Source organism: Streptosporangium sp. NPDC000509 (genome assembly GCF_042898365.1).
Taxonomy (GTDB): domain Bacteria; phylum Actinomycetota; class Actinomycetes; order Streptosporangiales; family Streptosporangiaceae; genus Streptosporangium.
In genome coordinates, this window is the sequence record NZ_JBIAYX010000006.1 from 292,754 (window position 1) to 308,736 (window position 15,983).

A 15,983-nucleotide genomic window follows, 5' to 3' on the forward strand; every position below is an offset into this window, starting at 1 on the left:
GCACCGCGACGGTGCGCGGGTCCGCTCGGCGAACCCGCGCCTTCCCCCGGCCGGGGTCCGCTCGGTGAACCTGCGTCTTCCCTCGATCGGAGCACGTTCGGCGAACCGGTGCTCCTCACCCGGCCCTGGACGCGCTCGGCGAACCGGCGTCTCTCACCTCGGCCCGGGCACGCTCGGGATCACGTGTCTTCGGGATCCTCGGGCCTCATGGTGGTGGACAGTTTCGAAAGGCCCTCGACGGCGGCGTTCGAGACCCCGACGATCTCGGCGAGAGAGGGGCCGCGCCCGGAGAGGCTCCCCATCACCGCCTCGAACGGTCCGTCGAGGTCAGGGGGCGAGGCGCTTGCGGCGGTCACCTTGACGTCGTCCTGACGCCCCGAGATCTCGTACACGCCGTCGGGGCTGCCCACGAGCTGGAAGGACACCTGTGGGAGGTCACCGAACAGCGCGGCGACACCTCCGGCGAACAGCAGGCCGTACAGGGCGGCGAGGCGCTGAACGGTGACGTCCGGCGGGCCGTCCGCCCGCAGGGTCCGCGACAGGTCGCGCTCGTGGAGCCAGGTGTCCCACAGCACGTGCAGGGACCGCACCGACCACAGGGTCTCGCGACCCGCGATGTTGCGCTCCAGGGAGGCGTCGCCCTTCTCGATTCGGGCACCGAGGCTCTCGTACTCGTCCTCCGTCACCCTCAGGAGCGCCTCGACCGTCTGCACGGGGGACCGGCCCGCGGAGTCCTGGAGCCACAGGTCGGGAGTCGAGGTGGGATCGAACGATCCGAGCCCGTTGAAGCGGGTGTACCCCGACTGGCCGGTGAGCTCGGCGACGTGATACTCCGCCACATCGACGATGTGGCGGACGACGTCGTGAACGGACCACTCCGTGCAGTGCGTCGGAGCCGCCCAGTCGGACGGCGTCAACTCGGCGAGGCGACCGGCGAGGCTCCTGCGCTGCGTGTACAGCGCCTCGCGCATCACCTCTGGGCCGCAGCTCAAGCCCGCCCTCTCGGTGAGTGTCAGCCGGGTCGAATCAACGCTCACGAAGACTCCGCTCATTTCCTCGGGGGTGCGCAGGCTATCCGGGGGGATTCGCGCCTGTCGAGGATCTTCGCGGTCATCCGCCCGTCGAACGCGTCCCCCGGGGAAGTCCGCTGGTTCGGCCTTCCGCCGCCGTCGAGCCGCCTTCCCGATCACCGGTGGACGCGATGTCGCCAACCGCTCGCGGAACCTACCGGCGAGCCCTGATAGTTCGCCGGGCGGTGCTGCGAGGGGTCAGCAACGGTCGCGTTTGACGCAGGTGGTCGAGGCGTTGAAGAACTGCCAGATGCTGAACCTTCGTACGTAGAGGGGGGCGGAGGCCCGGCCGAGCACCTTGATCCGCCTGATGCCGGTCTGCTTGTTCATCGTGACCTTCACGCACGTCAGGCACGCCCCGTGGGATCCCGGCAGGACGAAGCGGGAGATGGACGCGGCGCGGTGCCCCAGCCCTCGGTTGGAGAGTCCCAGCCCCACCTCCCGGTAGATGCGCCTCGACCCCTTGAGGTTGAACGCGCCGGAGCCGATGATCGCGTGGTTCGAGTTCGGGGGGCAGTGCACGAATATCCGGACGCTGCTGGCCTGGCGGGGCCACGTGGGGACGACGCGGAGCGAAGGGACCTTTTTCAGCCACGGGGGGATGGTGTTCCTGCCGCCGAAGGGAGGCAGCCAGACCGTGCTCTTGGTCTTGCTCTTGATGGTCGCGGTCGCGGTCGAAGTGGCGTTCACGGTCGCGGTGGCGCTGGCGGTGGCGGTGGGGGTTGCCGTGGCGAGGGGGGTGGGGGTGAGCGTGGGAGTCGGGGTGGGTGCGGCCGTGGCGACCGGGGTGGGGACGGCTCTGACGCCGTTCGTGGCGACGGGTGCGGGGGTGGGGGCGGCGTTGGCCGCGACGATCGGGGTGGGGAGGGCCTTGACGTCGCCCCTGGCGGCCGGCGCGGGAGTGGGCGGTGCGACCGGCCTGGCGGCGGCCGCGGGAGTGGGCGGGGCGACCGGCTCGGCCGGGGCGCTCGGGGCGGCCATGAGAGTGGTGGCCACTCCGATCCGGATGGCGAGACGCATGCGCTCCTCCTGCCTGACGCCCGGGTCGCTGTACGGTCGTCACGTGGCGTGACGTGGGTGTCGGTGGAGGGGATCCGCCCGGCGGTACGAACCGGATGGGAGCATCGCGCGTGCGCCCTGACCAGGCTGATCGTCTCGATTATGCCGGTTGTGACGCAGAGTGGGGGGAGCCACGCTGGTACGGACCCGATCGTGGCCGTACGCGGGTATGGTCCGCTTCCCCGGCGGGTGACGTCTCCCGTGCCGGATGATCCGTACGATCCGGGTGGACGCACCGCTTTCCCAGCGGCGACGTGTCCCGCGTCAGCCGGACACCGCGCGCAGCGCGCCCGGTCGGCGGCCGGTGAGGCGGTCGAGTGCGGCGGCGGTGGCGTCGTCGGCGGGGAGATGGACGATGAGGCGCTGGTCGTCGTCGACGGGTAGTTCGAGGGTTTCGTACGCCAGGCGCAGCTCACCGGCGTCGGGGTGGACCAGCCGCGTGACGCCGCTGGACTTCGGGAGGCCGGGCAGGGTGTCCACCCGCCCGGCGAAATCCGCCCCGGCGGTGACGGCGAGTTCGTCGGCGAGCGCGGCGATGTTCCAGTCCGCCCTGAACGGTCCCTGCTTGAGCGTGGCGGCCTGTTCGTCGGCGACATGCTCCCAGTCGGGGTAGGCGGTCCGAGCCCGGCTGTCGGTGAACACGAAGCGGGCGAGGTTCGGCGGATCGCCGTCCAGCAGGCCGACCGGCCGCGCCAGCCGGTCGTACCCCGTCGTCCAGGCGAGGACCTCGCTCAGCCGGTTGAGCAGCAGGGCGGGGGCGGGCTCCAGCCGGTCGAGCAGTGCCCGTACGGTGGGGCGGACCGCGCGGGCCGGGGTCGGCGCGTCCATGCAGGTGAAGCCGCCGTCGGCCGATTTGGAGAGCCGGTGCAGGTGGACGCGTTCGCTCGTGGTCAGCCGTAGCGCGGTGGCGAGCGCGGAGAGTACGGGGGTGGACGGGCGGCGGTCTCGTCCCTGTTCGAGCCGGGTGAGGTATTCGACGCTGACTCCGGCGAGCGTGGCGAGCTCGGCCCTGCGCAGGCCCGGCGTGCGGCGGCGGGGGCCGGTGGACAGCCCCACCTCGGCGGGGGTGACGGCTTCACGGCGGATGCGCAGGAACATGCCCAGCTCGTTGTCGCTCACGTTTCGAACGTAACAGGCCGTGGCCGCCGTGGTCGTGGCCCTGCCACTACCAGTCTCGGCCCGGTCTTCCTGGTCTCCGCGCCGCCCGGCAGGTTGGGGGACGTGACCCTTCCGGTCACCCATGAACCCGTATCTCCAGCAGGGAGCACAGCCATGCCCAGTGAGACCCTCAACCTCGCGGTGATCATCGGTAGCGTGCGGCAGGAACGGTTCGGCCCCGTGGTCGCGAACTGGTTCGTCGAGCGGGCCGAGCGGCACGGCCGGTTCGCGGTGGACCTCGTCGATCTGACGGAGACGCCCCTGCCGCTGGAACTGCCGCCCCTGCCGCCGGCGCTCGAACCCGACATGGCCCGTCCCGCCGAGATGGCGGACCTCACCCGGCGGATCGACGCGGCCGACGCGATCGTCGTGGTGACGCCGGACTACAACCGCAGCTTCCCGGCCTCGCTGAAGGCCGCGATCGACTGGCACTACACCGAGTGGGAGGCGAAGGCGGTCGGCTTCGTCGGCTACAGCGGGGGGAGCGGCGGCCTCCTCGCGATAGAGCAGTTGCGGCAGGTCTTCGGCGAGTTGCACGCCCACACGGTCCGCGACTACGTCAGCTTCCCCCGGTACTTCGAGCTGTTCGGCCCCGACGGCGACCTCAAGGAGCCCGAGAGGCACGACGCGAACGCGAAGACGATGCTCGACCAGCTTCACTGGTGGGGCTCGATCCTGCACGACGCCCGGCGCGACCGCCCGTACGGTGCCAAGGGGTAGGCCCCGCGCGAACAGCCGTCCGCCGGGACCCCCGGGGGCCGGCCGATGGGGCGGGCCGGCCCCCGGGGGTCCCGGGTGTCATCGGTGAAGCAGCTCGAAGAGCGTGAGCCACCGGTCGGGATGGACGAACGCCACCACGGTGTCGCGGTCGACCCGCGCCTCCGCGAACGCGGCGTCGACCCGGTGGGACGCGTACCGCATCCGCAGCGAGGCGTGCAGCGAACCGCCCAGCCCGGTGAAGCCGTACTCGACGAACTCCCGCCAGGCCGCGTCCCGGCCGCCGGGCAGCAGCGGGACGGGACGCGACTCGATCCGCAGGATCGCGGAGTCGACGGCGGGCACCGGCCGGAAACTCGCGCGGCCGACGTGGCCGAGCAGCTCCCAGGAGTGGCCGGGCCAGGTCAGCACGGTCAGCCTGCTCCAGCGGCCGAAGTCGCCGGAACGCTTGCGCGCGTACTCCAGCTGGGTGAGCAGGGTCGCCGAGGTGAGCGCCGGTGCGCGCAGACACCAGTCGACGATCTTCGAGGTGATCGAGTACGGGATGTTCCCGGCGACCGCGAACGGCTCGCGCGGAATCCGGGCGGTCAGGAAGTCGCCCCTGACCACCTCGATCCGGTCGTCGTCGCGGGTGCGGGCGGCGAGTTTGCCCGCGTGCAGCGGGTCGATCTCGTACGCCACCACCCTGGCGCAGCTTCCGGCGAGGGCGAGGGTGAGGGCACCCTCTCCCGCGCCGGGCTCCAGGACCAGCTGGTGCGATCCTGCCGCCTCGGCCATCCGCCGCACGGCGTGCGGATCGACGAGGAAGTTCTGCGAGAGGGTGCGTCTGGCGCGGTCGCGCTCACTGCGGCCACCGCCGTTTCCGACCTTTCTCTGGGTGTGTGAATGGTTTCCGTGCGCGAAGGAGTGCGCCACAGCTTTTCGCCCTTTCGGGTCCGAGGTGAAGGAAGGTCTCGGAGGCCCTGGGCGCGCTCAGGGGACGCGTGCAGAACGGAAAAACAGGTGAACGCGGTCCCCTAGCGGGCCGAAGGCCGGCTGTGGCGGGGACGGATCACGTAGCCGACCATCTGGTAGGCGAAGTACAGGCACATGGCCCTAGACGGTACGACCCGTCTCGTTTCGTCGCAACGGGTTTTCCTGCGGCGCGGCACACCGGGGGCGGCTCGTGGAAGGGCGCCCCGGCGCCTCGCGGGCGACGAGAAGATCCGGTGTGGGCGGCGCGGAGGTCGGCGTGGGCGGCGCGGCCGGGTGCGGTGAGGGGGCCGCCCGCGCCGCGCGTCACGACGGGGAGGGCGCGCCGCGCGAGATGCGGTCGCGCAGCCAGTGGTAGGAGGCCTTCGGGGTGCGCGTACCGGTGGGGAAGTCGACGTGCACGAGCCCGAAGCGCTGGCTGAAGCCCTCGGCCCACTCGAAGTTGTCCAGCAGGGACCAGACGTAGTAGCCGCGCACGTCCACCCCCTCGGCCCGCGCCCGCCCGAGGGCCTCGATGTGGCCGTCGAGGAAGGCGATCCTGCCCTGGTCGTCCACGGTCCCGCCGGGGCCGGGCTCGTCGGGCTGGGAACAGCCGTTCTCGGTGACGTAGACCGGCGGGAGCGCGTCACCGTACCGGGCTTTGAGACCGCAGAGCAGTTCGCGCAGGCCGTCGGGGACGACGGGCCAGCCGAAGGCGGTGGTGGGGTAGCCGGTGACGCCCACGTCCTCGAAGGGGAGGCCCTCACCGGTGGGCGCGCCGATCCGAGTGGGGTTGTAGTAGTTGATACCGATGCCGTCGAGGGGCGTGCCGATCAGGTCCAGGTCGCCGTCGCGCACACAGTCGAGGCTCACCCCGTACGCGGACAGGTCGGGATAGGCGCCGAGGAGTACGGGGTCGTTGAACAGGCGGTTGTGCAGGGTGTCGTAGGCGTCGGCGGCGGCGAGGTCGGCGGGGTCGGGGGAGGCGGGCCAGACCGGGGTGCAGTTGTTGGTGATCAGAACCTTCTCCGCGCCGCGTGCCCTGAGCTCGGGCACGGCCAGGCCGTGCCCGAGCAACTGGTGGTGGACGGCGGGCAGCGCGTCCAGGACGAGGGTCCTGCCGGGGGCGTGGGTGCCCAGGGCGTAGCCGAAGACCATGTGGATGAAGGGCTCGTTCAGGGTGATCCACAGGGGGACCCGGTCGGCGAGCCTGTCGGCCACGGCCGCGGCGTACTCGGCGAAACGGTAGGCGGTGTCGCGGTTCAGCCAGCCGCCCTCGTCCTCCAGGGGCTGGGGCAGGTCCCAGTGGAAGAGCGTGGCCGCGGGGACGATGTCCTTCTCGTGGAGCGCGTCGACGAGCCGGTCGTAGAAGTCGAGGCCCGCCCGGTTGATCGCGCCCTTGCCGTCCGGCTGGACGCGCGGCCAGGCGATGGAGAAGCGGTAGGAGTTCACCCCGAGATCGGACATCAGCCCGAGGTCCTCCGGCCAGCGGTGGTAGTGGTCGCAGGTCACGTCGCCGGTGTCGCCGTCGCGGACGCGGCCGGGCTCGTGGGAGAAGGTGTCCCAGATCGAGACACCTCGTCCGTCCTCGGCGACGCCGCCCTCGATCTGGTAGGACGCGGTCGCCGTACCCCACAGAAACATCCCGACCTCCAGATAGCGCGAGTCTGGCTCATGTTAATCCCTCGGTCTGTCCGTGGGGGATGATGGGGAGATGACGAACGTCTCCGGGGGAACGCTTCGCCGTCGGCCCGCCCAGCGCCGCAGCCTGGAACGGGTGGAGCGCATGCTGGACGAGTGCGCGCGACTGCTGGACGAGGTCGGCTACGAGGCACTGACCACCAAGGAGGTCGCGCGCCGCGCGGAGGTGCCCATCGGCACCTTCTACCAGTTCTTCCCCGACAAACAAGGACTCGTGCGCGCGCTGGCGCTGCGCAACCTGGAGGCGTTCCTCGGCCGGGTCACGGCCAGGCTCTCCGAGGTGCGGCTGTCGGAGTGGACGGAGATGGTCGACCTCGCGATCGACGAGTTCGTCGCGATGAAGCGGTCCACGCCGGGCTTCGGGGTCGTCGACTTCGGGGAGGTGCTCGCCACCCCCGGCGGTCCCGCGGTCAAGGGGACCAATCGCATGCTCGACGCCGCGCTGGAGAACAACGCCATCGTGGCCGACCGGCTCCGTACGATCATCGTCGAGGTGGTCGGTGCCCCGATCGGACCCGAGCTGGACCGGGTGCTCTTCGTCGCGGTGGAGGCCGCCGACGCGGTGCTCAAGCTCGCCTTCCGCTCCCTGCCCGACGGGGATCCCGACCTGATCGTCGAGTGCAAGCACCTGGTCCGCCGCTACCTGTCGGCGCACCTGCCCCAGGACTGACCCGCCCTTCCCCCCGCAGACGACGGCCGGTTCCGCCGGCCCGTCAGCGGGGCCGGCCGGCGAAACCGTCCGTCGTCGGCGGGTGCCCTCAGCGGGCGGCATCCAGGCGGGCGCGGTGCTCGTCGTCGAGCTTGAGGTCCAGGGCGCCCAGGGCCTCCTCCAGCTGGGCGATGGAGGTCACGCCGACGATCGGGATCGTCCTCACGTCACCGCCGATCAGCCAGGCCAGCACCACCTGGTTGACGGTCGCGTTCAGCTCACCCGCGATCTCCCGCAGCACGGCGAGCCCGCGCGTGGTGCCCGGGTGATCATAGATGTCCTGGATCGGGCGGTCCTCGCGGGTGTAGGCGCCGAACATGAGCGTGTTGTACGCCCACAGGGTGAGGTCGGACTCCGAGCGCAGATAGTCGAGCATGTCGTCCTGGGCCAGGACGTGGCCCCCCTCCCGCAGCGGCACCCCGGGCCGGGGGCGCAGGTAGGTGTGGCGGAGCTGCACGTTCGTGTAGGGCGGCCAGCCGTTCGCCCGCGAGACGGCGCGGGCGCGCTCCAGGCGCCAGGCCGGTACGTTGCTCGCGCCGATCTCGCGGACCTTGCCCGCCTGGGCGAGTTCGGCGAAGGCGCCCAGGGTCTCCTCCAGGGGAACGGAACGGTCTTCGATGTGTGCCCAGTACACGTCGACGTGGTCGGTGCCCAGCCGGCGCAGGCTGCCCTCGGCGGCGGCGGCGATCACCGGGGCGGACAGGCCCTCGGCGGAGTCCAGGGTCCGGTCATCGGGGACGGTCGGCCGTCCGCCGCACTTGGTGCTCAGCAGGATCCGGTCGCGGTTGCCCCGGGCGGCCAGCCAGCGGCCGATGGCGAGTTCGCTCTCGTCGCCGGTGGCGCCCTCGTTCCAGAACGGGTAGTTGTTCGCGGTGTCCAGCAGGGCGCCTCCGGCGTCGACGAACCGGTCGAGAATCGCGAAGACGGTCTTGTCGTCGACCGTCGTACCGAAGGGGATGGTGCCCAGAGCGAGGGGGATGTGAGTCATGGGCACCACCTTGAATGCTGGAGTGAACTCCAGGGCAAGTGGATGGCCGGGAAATGATGGAGAAAAACTGTTTGTGAGGGCCGGGAGGGCATAGGTAGGGTTATGCGTGGTTTATCCTCTGGACTCTCCGCAGGTGGATATGACAAGGCTCTGAGCCGGTGTGGGCACACCGGATCGGGGCCGTTTTTGATTGTGCCGATTCGCCGGTGGCGACAGGTCGGCAGGGGCGACTTTTCGGTTAGGCGGTTATTCGATGGGGGCCACGAGTGTGAGTGTGTACACACCGAGACAGGTGGTGGAGGAGACCGGCTTCAGCCTCGACACGCTCCGCTACTACGAGCGGATCGGGTTGCTTGAGTCGATCGACCGCAACGCGGCCGGGCAGCGCAGGTTCACCGAGAAGGACGTCGGCTGGCTCGGTATGGTCCGCTGCCTGCGCGACACCGGCATGCCGGTCGCGGAGATGATCCGCTTCGCGGAGATGATCAGGGAGGGCGACCACACGGTCCACGACCGGATCGCGCTGCTCGAAGCCCACGACCGGCGGGTGCAGGAGCAGGTCGAGAACCTGCGCGAGCGGCAGCGGGCGATCCGGAACAAGATCGCGTACTACCGCTCGGTGGCCGGCTAGAAACCGTGAGCCCCGCCACGGTGGGAGGTCGGGGACCGTGCGGCCCGCGCCGGTGGTCAGGCGGGAGGTCGCGCGGCCCGCGTCGATCCGCTCTCCCCGAGAACCGTGCGGCCCGCGTCGGCCCGCGTCGATCCGCGCCGTCGGCGGCCGCGTGTCCAGGTCGGTGGGGAAGGGGGCGGCCGCGCGGTTCGTGTCGGCGTGACCCCTGAGGTATATGGCCGTTCAGAAGTCGTACGACGGCTTTGCCCCCGGCCGAGGTGCCCTTTTCGGTCCGGCTGTTAAACCGGTATCGAGGTCGGGTGTCCGGGGAGGGGTAATGATCGCACCGCGGGCACGCCGGATCAACATTCCGCTGCGTCACGTCGCTCTGATGTGCGGAGGGATGATGTTCGCCCTTCTCGCCAATGTGACCTACCTCCAGGCGCTGGACTCCGAACGGCTCAACGAGGACCCGCGCAACCGGCGGACGATGATCGCGCGCCTGGAGAACCCCCGGGGCGGGATCCTGCTCCGCGACGGCACGGTCGTCGCCACCAGCCGCAGGGCAGGGAAGGCCGCCTACCGGTACCGAAGGGTCTATCCCGGGGGTCCGCTCTACGCCACGATCACCGGGCACTTCTCGCTCCGCGGCACCGGCGGCGTCGAGCAGGCCGAGGAGGCACTGCTGTCGGGGAAGGACCCCAGGGTGAAGGTGCACGGGCTGGTCGAGGGCACCCGCGACGGCGCCACACTCAGGCTCACCGTCGACCGCGGTGCCCAGCGGGCCGCGTACGACGGGCTGCGCGCCACGGGAAGGCCCGGCGCCGTCGTCGCGATCGATCCTCGCACCGGCGCGATCCTCGCCATGGTCTCGCTGCCCTCCTACGACCCGAACCTCTACGCGAGCTTCGACGCGGCCATGCTCGACATGACGGACAAGCGGCTGCGGGGCGACCCCGCGGACCCCCTGCTGAACCGGGCGATCCAGCGGACCTACCCGCTGGGATCGGCCTTCAAGGTCATCACCAGTGCGGCGGCGCTCGGCTCGGGACGCTACGACCTCGGCACCCACGTCGGCACCCCGCCCTCCTTCCACCTTCCCGGCGCCGGCACCCACCTGCGCGACGGCCGCGCCGCCTGCGGCGACGTCGACCTTCCGCTGCTCCAGGCGTTCAGGCTCTCCTGCGACACCCCCTTCGCGAAGATCGGGATCGACCTCGGCCAGGACGCGCTGCGCGAGCGCGCGGAGGCCTTCGGGTTCGACACCGACGACCTGGAGGTGCCCATGCCGGTGACCAGAAGCGTCTATCCCGCCGAACTGGACGACGCGCGGACCGCGATGTCGGCCCTGGGACGGTCCGACGTCCGGGCGACCCCGCTCATGATCGCGATGATCGCGGCGGCGGTGGCCAACGACGGCTCGCTGATGCGTCCCCATCTCGTGGACGAGGTCCGCCTCGCCGACGGCACGGTGATCGACGTGACCGAGCCCTCGCCGTACCGCCGCGCGGTCGGCGCCGAGGAGGCGGAACGGCTCACCGAGATGATGATCGCCACCACCGGCAAGGAGGGAACCGGTGCCGCCGCGGCCTTCCGGAGGAAGAAGGGTGCGGGGAGGACCGGCACGGAGGAGAACGTCCCCGCAGGGGAGGACCACGCCGTCTTCAGCGGCTTCGCCCCCACGGTCTCCCCGCGGATCGCCGTCGGAGTGCTGGTCGAGGGCGGCGGCCCCGACCGGCGGGCGGCCTCGATCGCGAAGGGCGTGATCGAGGCGTTCCTCGGCGGTCAGGCCGAGTAGGCCCTCGCCTGGAGGCCGTAGAGGTCGGCGTAGAGGCCGTCCAGATCCATGAGCTCCTCATGGGTGCCGTGCTCGACGACCTCGCCGTGGTCGAGGACGTAGATCCGGTCGGCGTAGCGGACGCTCGCCAGCCGGTGGGTGATGAGCAGCACGGTGCGCCCGTCGGCGTGCCGCCGGATGCGTTCGAACAGGGCGTGCTCGGCGCGGGCGTCCAGGGCGGCGGTGGGCTCGTCGCAGATCAGCAGCGGAGCGTCCCTGTGGAACCCCCGGGCTATGGCGATCCGCTGCCACTGGCCGCCCGACAGCTCCTGGCCGTCCTTGAACCGCCGGTCGAGCAGGGTGCCGTAGCCGTGCGGCAACTCGGCCACCACCCGGTCGGCGCCCGCGACCTCGGCCGCCGCGACGAGCGCCGGCTCCCCCTTGTCGGTGCCCATGCTGATGTTGTACCGGGCGGTCAGCGGCCAGCGCGTGTGGTCCTGGGCGATGACCGCGATGCGAGTGCGCAGCTCGTCGGGGTCGACGTCCGCCAGGTTCGTGCCGTCCCAGCTGACCCGGCCGCTGTCCGGTTCGTACAGCCCCGACAGGATCTTGGCCAGGGTGGTCTTGCCGGAACCGTTCTCCCCGACGAGGGCGATCACCTCCCCCCTGCCGATGGTGACCGTGAGCCCTCGGAGCGCGGGCTCCGTGGCTCCCGGGTAGGTGAAGACGACGTCCTCGGCGGTGATCCGCTCGAAATCCTCCGGTGCCCGCGCCGGGCGTCCGGCGGGCAGCCCGCTCTCGGTCTCGACGCAGAAGTCGAGGAAGTCGGTGAAGTACAGGCCCTCCTCGTAGAGGCGGTTCGTGGCGTGCATCAGGTTGGCGAGGTAGGTCTGGCCGGAACGGATCGCGAGCACCGCGGTGCCCGCGACCGCGAGGGGGACCGCGCCCATCGCGAGCAGCACGCCCAGGGCGACGTAGACCACGGCCGTGCCGACGCCGCCCAGCGCCTCGCCCACCACCCGCGCGAGGGCCTGGCGCCGTGCCAGTCCGAGCATCACGTTCTGCTCGGCCGTCGCCACCGCGTCGTACATCCGCATCAGGAAGCCGCGCATGGTGAACGAGCGCACCTCCGCGGCCGGCTCACGATCGGCCAGCAGCTCCGCGATGATCCATTTACGGCGCCTGGCCGGGATCAGGGCGTACATCGTCGTGTAGCGCATGCGCGCCGCGCGGACCGCCGCCCACGCGTCGGGGAGCACCGCGAGCACCAGCAGCGGCAGCAGGACCGGGTGCAGCACTCCCAGCACGCTCGCCGCGGCGACGATGCCGATGAGCGCGGTCAGCGTGTTGATCGCGGTGCTCACCACCTCGTCCGCGACGGCGACCCCGCGCGACCTGGCCCGCTGGAGCGCGTCGTGGAATTCGGGGTCGTCGAAGGACGCGAGGTCGACCCGGCTGGTCAGCCCGTACAGACGTTCCTCGGCGATCCGGCCGACCTGGGGTTCCAGTCGCGACTGCGCCCAGCCCGCGCCCGCCTGCGTGAGGGTACGCAGGGTCGCGGCGACACCCACCAGGATCAGGCTGGGCAGGGCGGCCCGCACCCGCTCGGGGGTCGGTCCCGCCTCGAACAGCGCCGACAGCACCCCCGTGGTGGCGAACAGTCCGAACGCGGTGAAGATCCCGCCCAGCAGGCTCAGGGTGATCGCGACGACGGTGTCACGGGGGTCGGCCAGCCACGCCAGCCTGACGGCCTGCGACACCAGCGCGGGAAGCCTGCGGGCGATGGTGAGGAAGCCGACCTTCGCCATCTTGTCGGTGTGGGCGTACCAGCCGGAGACGCTGATCTCGCCGATCTCGGGAGCTTGGTCGGCAGGGGAGTCTGTCATGGGAGCAGTGTGAGTCGACGCGTCGGTGATGGCCATCGGATGGCCGGGGGCGGCCAAGGCCGGGCGGGACGATCCACGCGGGCGGCTTGACGAGAAGCCCTTCCCTTCGAGGAAGAAGGAGTCGCAGGCGAGAAAAGGTGCTAAGAGTTGGGCATGGTTCGGTAATTGATGTCACACTTTCTGTGACGGTTCTATCCGCGACCTCGTTAAGAGCCGATGACCCAGGACACCGCACACGCCTCCCTCACCGGAGGCAACCTTCCCCTCGAACCCAACGGTTTCGTGGGGCGTGAAGCCGACGTGGAAGAGCTCATCGACCTGCTGGGTGTCGCCCGGGTGGTGACGCTCTGCGGTGCGGGCGGCATCGGCAAGAGCAGGCTCGCGGTCCGGGTCGCGCGCCAGGTGGCGGAGGATTTCCCCGGCGGCGTCTGGCTGGTCGAGCTGGCCGACGCGGTGCGCGGCGACCAGATCGAACCCCGGGTGGCCGCCGTGCTCGGGGTGAAGGCCGAGCCGTCCCGCGCGCTGGCCGACACCCTGATCGACGCGCTCGGCGACCGGCGGCTGCTGCTCGTCATGGACAACTGCGAGTCGCTCATCGAGGAGGCAGCGAGGTTCTGCCGCGCCGTGCTCACCGTCTGTCCCGACGTGCGCGTGATCACGACCAGCCGCGAGCCGCTCAGGGTGGCGGGGGAGACCGTGTGGCGGGTGCCACCGCTCACCCTGCCCAGGGGGGGCGACCACGACCTCGGCGCCGGCGAGGCGGTGCACCTCCTCCTCAACACCAGCGAGGCGGTGCGCCTTTTCGCCGACCGCGCCACCGCCGCGTCGCGGGCCTTCTCCGTCACCGAGCAGAACGCGGCCGACATCGTCGGGCTCTGCGAGGCGCTCGACGGGATGCCGCTCGCGATCGAGCTCGCCGCGGCCCTGTGCAGGGTGCTGACCGTGGAGCAGATCAACGCCAGGATCAGGGACAGGTTCCGGCTGCTCTCCGCGGGCGACCGGACGGCCCCGGCCAGGCAGCAGACGCTCAGGGCCACCGTCGACTGGAGCTACCAGCAGCTCAACGAGCCCGAGCGGATCCTGCTGCGCCGGCTGGCGGTCTTCACCGGCGGGTGGACGCTCGACATGGCCGAGCAGGTCTGCGCGGGCAACGCGCTGTGGGCCGAGGACGTCCTGGGGGTGCTCTGCGACCTGGTCGACAAGTCGCTGGTCCTGGCCGACGCCCAGGTGGCCGGCGAGACGCGTTACCGCATGCTGGAGACGATCCGCGAGTACGCCGTCGAACAGCTCGACGCCTCGGGCGAGGAGCCCGAGTTCCGGCGGCTGCACCGCGACCACATGATCGAGGTCGCCGCCAGGATCCACCGGACGATCGTCCGGCGCCCCCGCCCGACCTGGCCGGAGATCTGCCCGATGCTGGTCATGCTGGACGAACTCCAGGCCAACGTGTGGGCGGCGGTGCGCTGGTCGGTCGAGTCCGCGGGCGACCCGGAGAGCGCGCTGCGCCTCCTCGTCCTGCTGCGCTGGCCGATCATCGCCGGAGGGAGGTTCACCCCGGCCGACAAGTGGCTCGACCGCCTGCTCGACGCCGCACCCGAGGAGCTGACGCCGTGCGTGCGCGGCGACGCCCTCGCGCTGCGCGGGCAGGTGGCCTTCGGGCAGGGCGACCCCGACACCGCGCAGATCGCCTGCACCGCCGCGGTCGGCCTGTGCCGCGAGGCGGGCCTGTACGGGCCGCTCAGCGGCGCGCTCGCCATCCTCGCCTGGGTGGCCATCTACCAGCGGCGCCCCGAGAGGGTCAGGTCCCTGCTCGACGAGGCGCTGGAAGCCGTACGCACGGTCGACGACCCCTGGCACGAGACGGTCATCCGTTCCATGGAGGGCACGTTCGCGCTGTCCGAGGGCAGGGCGAAGGAGTCACAGCGATCCTTCGAGGCCGCGCTCGCCATCGCCCACGAACTCGACAACCACTGGGCCGCGCCGGTCGCCCTCATCGGCCTCGCCCAGGTCGCCTGGCTCCGCGGCGACCTCGTGGAGGCACGCGTCCGCTACGAGCGCGCCCTCGACATGCTCCAGGACATCACCGCCCACTGGCAGGCGATCACCTGCCTGTCGGGGCTCGGCCGGATCGCGCTGGCCCAGGGAGACCTCCCCACCGCGCGGGTCAGGCTGATCGAGAGCCTGAGACTCTGCATCGGGACCGGACAGCGGCTCGGCGTGGCCCGCCGCATCGAGACGCTCGCACAACTCGCGCTCGCCGAGGAGGACGACCGCCGGGCGGTGCGCCTGGCCGGGGCCTCCGCCGCGATCAGGAGCGCGATGAGCGGCGCCGTACTGCCACCCGGGTTCGGGGCGCGGATGGAGGAACTGCTCCAGCCCGCCCGTGCGCGCCTCGGTGACGCGCTCGTCGCCCAGCTGTGGGCGCACGGCCAGGAGATGTCCCAGGAACAGGCGGTCCGCTACGCGCTGCAGTTCGACGAGCCGTCCGAGGCGCCCCTGCTGCTCGGCAAGCATCCGGTCGCGGCCCCGCTGACCACGCTCACCTGCCGCGAATGGGAGATCGCCGAGCTGATCGCGAGGGGGATGAGCAACAAGGCCATCGCCGACGAGCTGGTGATCAGCCCCGCCACCGCCGCCAGGCACGTCGCCAACATCCTGGGCAAGCTCGGCTTCTCCTCCCGCACCCAGGTGGCGACCTGGGTCATCGAGCAGAACCGCTCCTAGGCCGCGCGTTCGCGCGTCCCGTCCGGCGGGGGTGCGGCTCTACATACCTCGGGCTACACATTCGTGGGCGTGAAGATACATCTCCGGATACGCAGTCCGGTGCATGTGTCGTGCTCACCGCGCGCCGTACGTTTTCCTGGTGTTCGACCGATGACGTCCAGCCTTCCGCACCGTGCCGGTCACAGTTCCGGTCCGGGACGGCAGGTCCACACCATCCCGGGCGTCTCGGTCGAGCACGCCGCGGACGTCGCGTGTCCCCGTTGATGGCCCGGGTCTCCTCGGAGGGGTGGAGACCTGGGTCATGGGCCATGCGACAGCGGGCTCGAGTCGCGCAGGGCTCGGGCCCGCCCATCGCGTCTCCGTTTTCGCGGAGGCCACGGAGGTTCGCGGAGGCCGGGGAGTCGACGGACCGGTCGCATCGGGGGTTTCGAGCGCAAGGAGCGGTTTCATCGATTTCGTTGGTTTCGTCGAAGGGCGGAGCCCGTGGCCCCGACGCCCGCCGGGGATGCAGGGGATTCGATGCGGAGGCACGTTTTCAACGGGGATTCGGAGCACGGGGAGCGGTTTCGTCGAGGGTGCGGGACCCGCCGACCGGGTGCACGCCGGGGGTGCGGGACCCGCCGACCCGGTGTG

12 protein-coding genes are annotated in these 15,983 nt (G+C 71.2%); 5 read left to right on the plus strand and 7 right to left on the minus strand.

Annotated elements, in window-relative coordinates; all coding sequences use genetic code 11:
• Window positions 1–179 precede the first annotated feature (179 nt).
• The 3 genes from ACFY3D_RS13940 to ACFY3D_RS13950 all read right to left on the minus strand — a co-directional run bounded on the left by ACFY3D_RS13940 (window position 180) and on the right by ACFY3D_RS13950 (window position 3,248).
• On the minus strand, window positions 180–1,037 hold the full coding sequence (locus ACFY3D_RS13940; RefSeq protein WP_389979027.1) for a maleylpyruvate isomerase family mycothiol-dependent enzyme: 858 nt from the start codon (window positions 1,035–1,037) through the stop codon (window positions 180–182).
• A gap of 231 nt (window positions 1,038–1,268) precedes the next feature.
• Entirely contained in the window at window positions 1,269–2,090 is an 822-nt protein-coding gene (locus ACFY3D_RS13945; RefSeq protein ID WP_389979030.1) for a hypothetical protein, read from the minus strand.
• 303 nt (window positions 2,091–2,393) lie between these two features.
• Window positions 2,394–3,248, minus strand: coding sequence for a helix-turn-helix domain-containing protein (locus ACFY3D_RS13950; RefSeq protein ID WP_389979033.1), 855 nt, complete (start codon window positions 3,246–3,248; stop codon window positions 2,394–2,396).
• 153 nt (window positions 3,249–3,401) lie between these two features.
• Here ACFY3D_RS13950 and ACFY3D_RS13955 point away from each other — a divergent pair, with 153 nt between their 5' ends.
• The gene (locus tag ACFY3D_RS13955) at window positions 3,402–4,007 is read left to right on the plus strand and encodes an NADPH-dependent FMN reductase (protein ID WP_389979036.1); all 606 of its coding nucleotides are present in this window, start codon (window positions 3,402–3,404) and stop codon (window positions 4,005–4,007) included.
• 78 nt (window positions 4,008–4,085) lie between these two features.
• On the opposite strand, the gene erm is transcribed toward ACFY3D_RS13955, so the two are convergent.
• Both erm and ACFY3D_RS13965 read right to left on the minus strand, forming a co-directional pair.
• Window positions 4,086–4,919: an ErmE/ErmH/ErmO/ErmR family 23S rRNA (adenine(2058)-N(6))-methyltransferase gene (erm, locus tag ACFY3D_RS13960; RefSeq protein WP_389979038.1), complete on the minus strand. Its 834-nt coding sequence runs from the start codon at window positions 4,917–4,919 to the stop codon at window positions 4,086–4,088.
• 363 nt (window positions 4,920–5,282) lie between these two features.
• A complete protein-coding gene (locus ACFY3D_RS13965) occupies window positions 5,283–6,599 on the minus strand; it encodes a GH1 family beta-glucosidase (RefSeq protein ID WP_389979041.1) in 1,317 nt (438 codons plus the stop codon).
• Window positions 6,600–6,669: 70 nt separating this feature from the next.
• Here ACFY3D_RS13965 and ACFY3D_RS13970 point away from each other — a divergent pair, with 70 nt between their 5' ends.
• The gene (locus ACFY3D_RS13970) at window positions 6,670–7,326 is read left to right on the plus strand and encodes a TetR/AcrR family transcriptional regulator (protein WP_350949292.1); all 657 of its coding nucleotides are present in this window, start codon (window positions 6,670–6,672) and stop codon (window positions 7,324–7,326) included.
• An 88-nt stretch (window positions 7,327–7,414) separates the two neighbouring features.
• On the opposite strand, the gene ACFY3D_RS13975 is transcribed toward ACFY3D_RS13970, so the two are convergent.
• Window positions 7,415–8,353, minus strand: a complete 939-nt coding sequence (locus ACFY3D_RS13975) for an aldo/keto reductase (protein WP_389979044.1) — start codon at window positions 8,351–8,353, stop codon at window positions 7,415–7,417.
• Between the two features lie 274 nt (window positions 8,354–8,627).
• Here ACFY3D_RS13975 and ACFY3D_RS13980 point away from each other — a divergent pair, with 274 nt between their 5' ends.
• Window positions 8,628–8,984 carry a MerR family transcriptional regulator gene (locus ACFY3D_RS13980; protein WP_389979047.1) on the plus strand — a complete coding sequence of 119 codons (357 nt, stop codon included), beginning with the start codon at window positions 8,628–8,630 and terminating at the stop codon, window positions 8,982–8,984.
• Window positions 8,985–9,300: 316 nt separating this feature from the next.
• The gene (locus tag ACFY3D_RS13985) at window positions 9,301–10,761 is read left to right on the plus strand and encodes a penicillin-binding transpeptidase domain-containing protein (RefSeq protein WP_389979050.1); all 1,461 of its coding nucleotides are present in this window, start codon (window positions 9,301–9,303) and stop codon (window positions 10,759–10,761) included.
• On the opposite strand, the gene ACFY3D_RS13990 is transcribed toward ACFY3D_RS13985, so the two are convergent.
• Complete coding sequence (locus ACFY3D_RS13990; RefSeq protein WP_389979053.1) at window positions 10,749–12,626, minus strand: ABC transporter ATP-binding protein; 1,878 nt, start codon at window positions 12,624–12,626, stop codon at window positions 10,749–10,751. The two genes, ACFY3D_RS13985 and ACFY3D_RS13990, sit on opposite strands and share 13 nt — an antisense overlap.
• A gap of 216 nt (window positions 12,627–12,842) precedes the next feature.
• Between ACFY3D_RS13990 and ACFY3D_RS13995 the strand changes: the two genes are divergently transcribed.
• A complete protein-coding gene (locus ACFY3D_RS13995; RefSeq protein ID WP_389979056.1) occupies window positions 12,843–15,350 on the plus strand; it encodes an ATP-binding protein in 2,508 nt (835 codons plus the stop codon).
• Window positions 15,351–15,983: the final 633 nt, after the last annotated feature.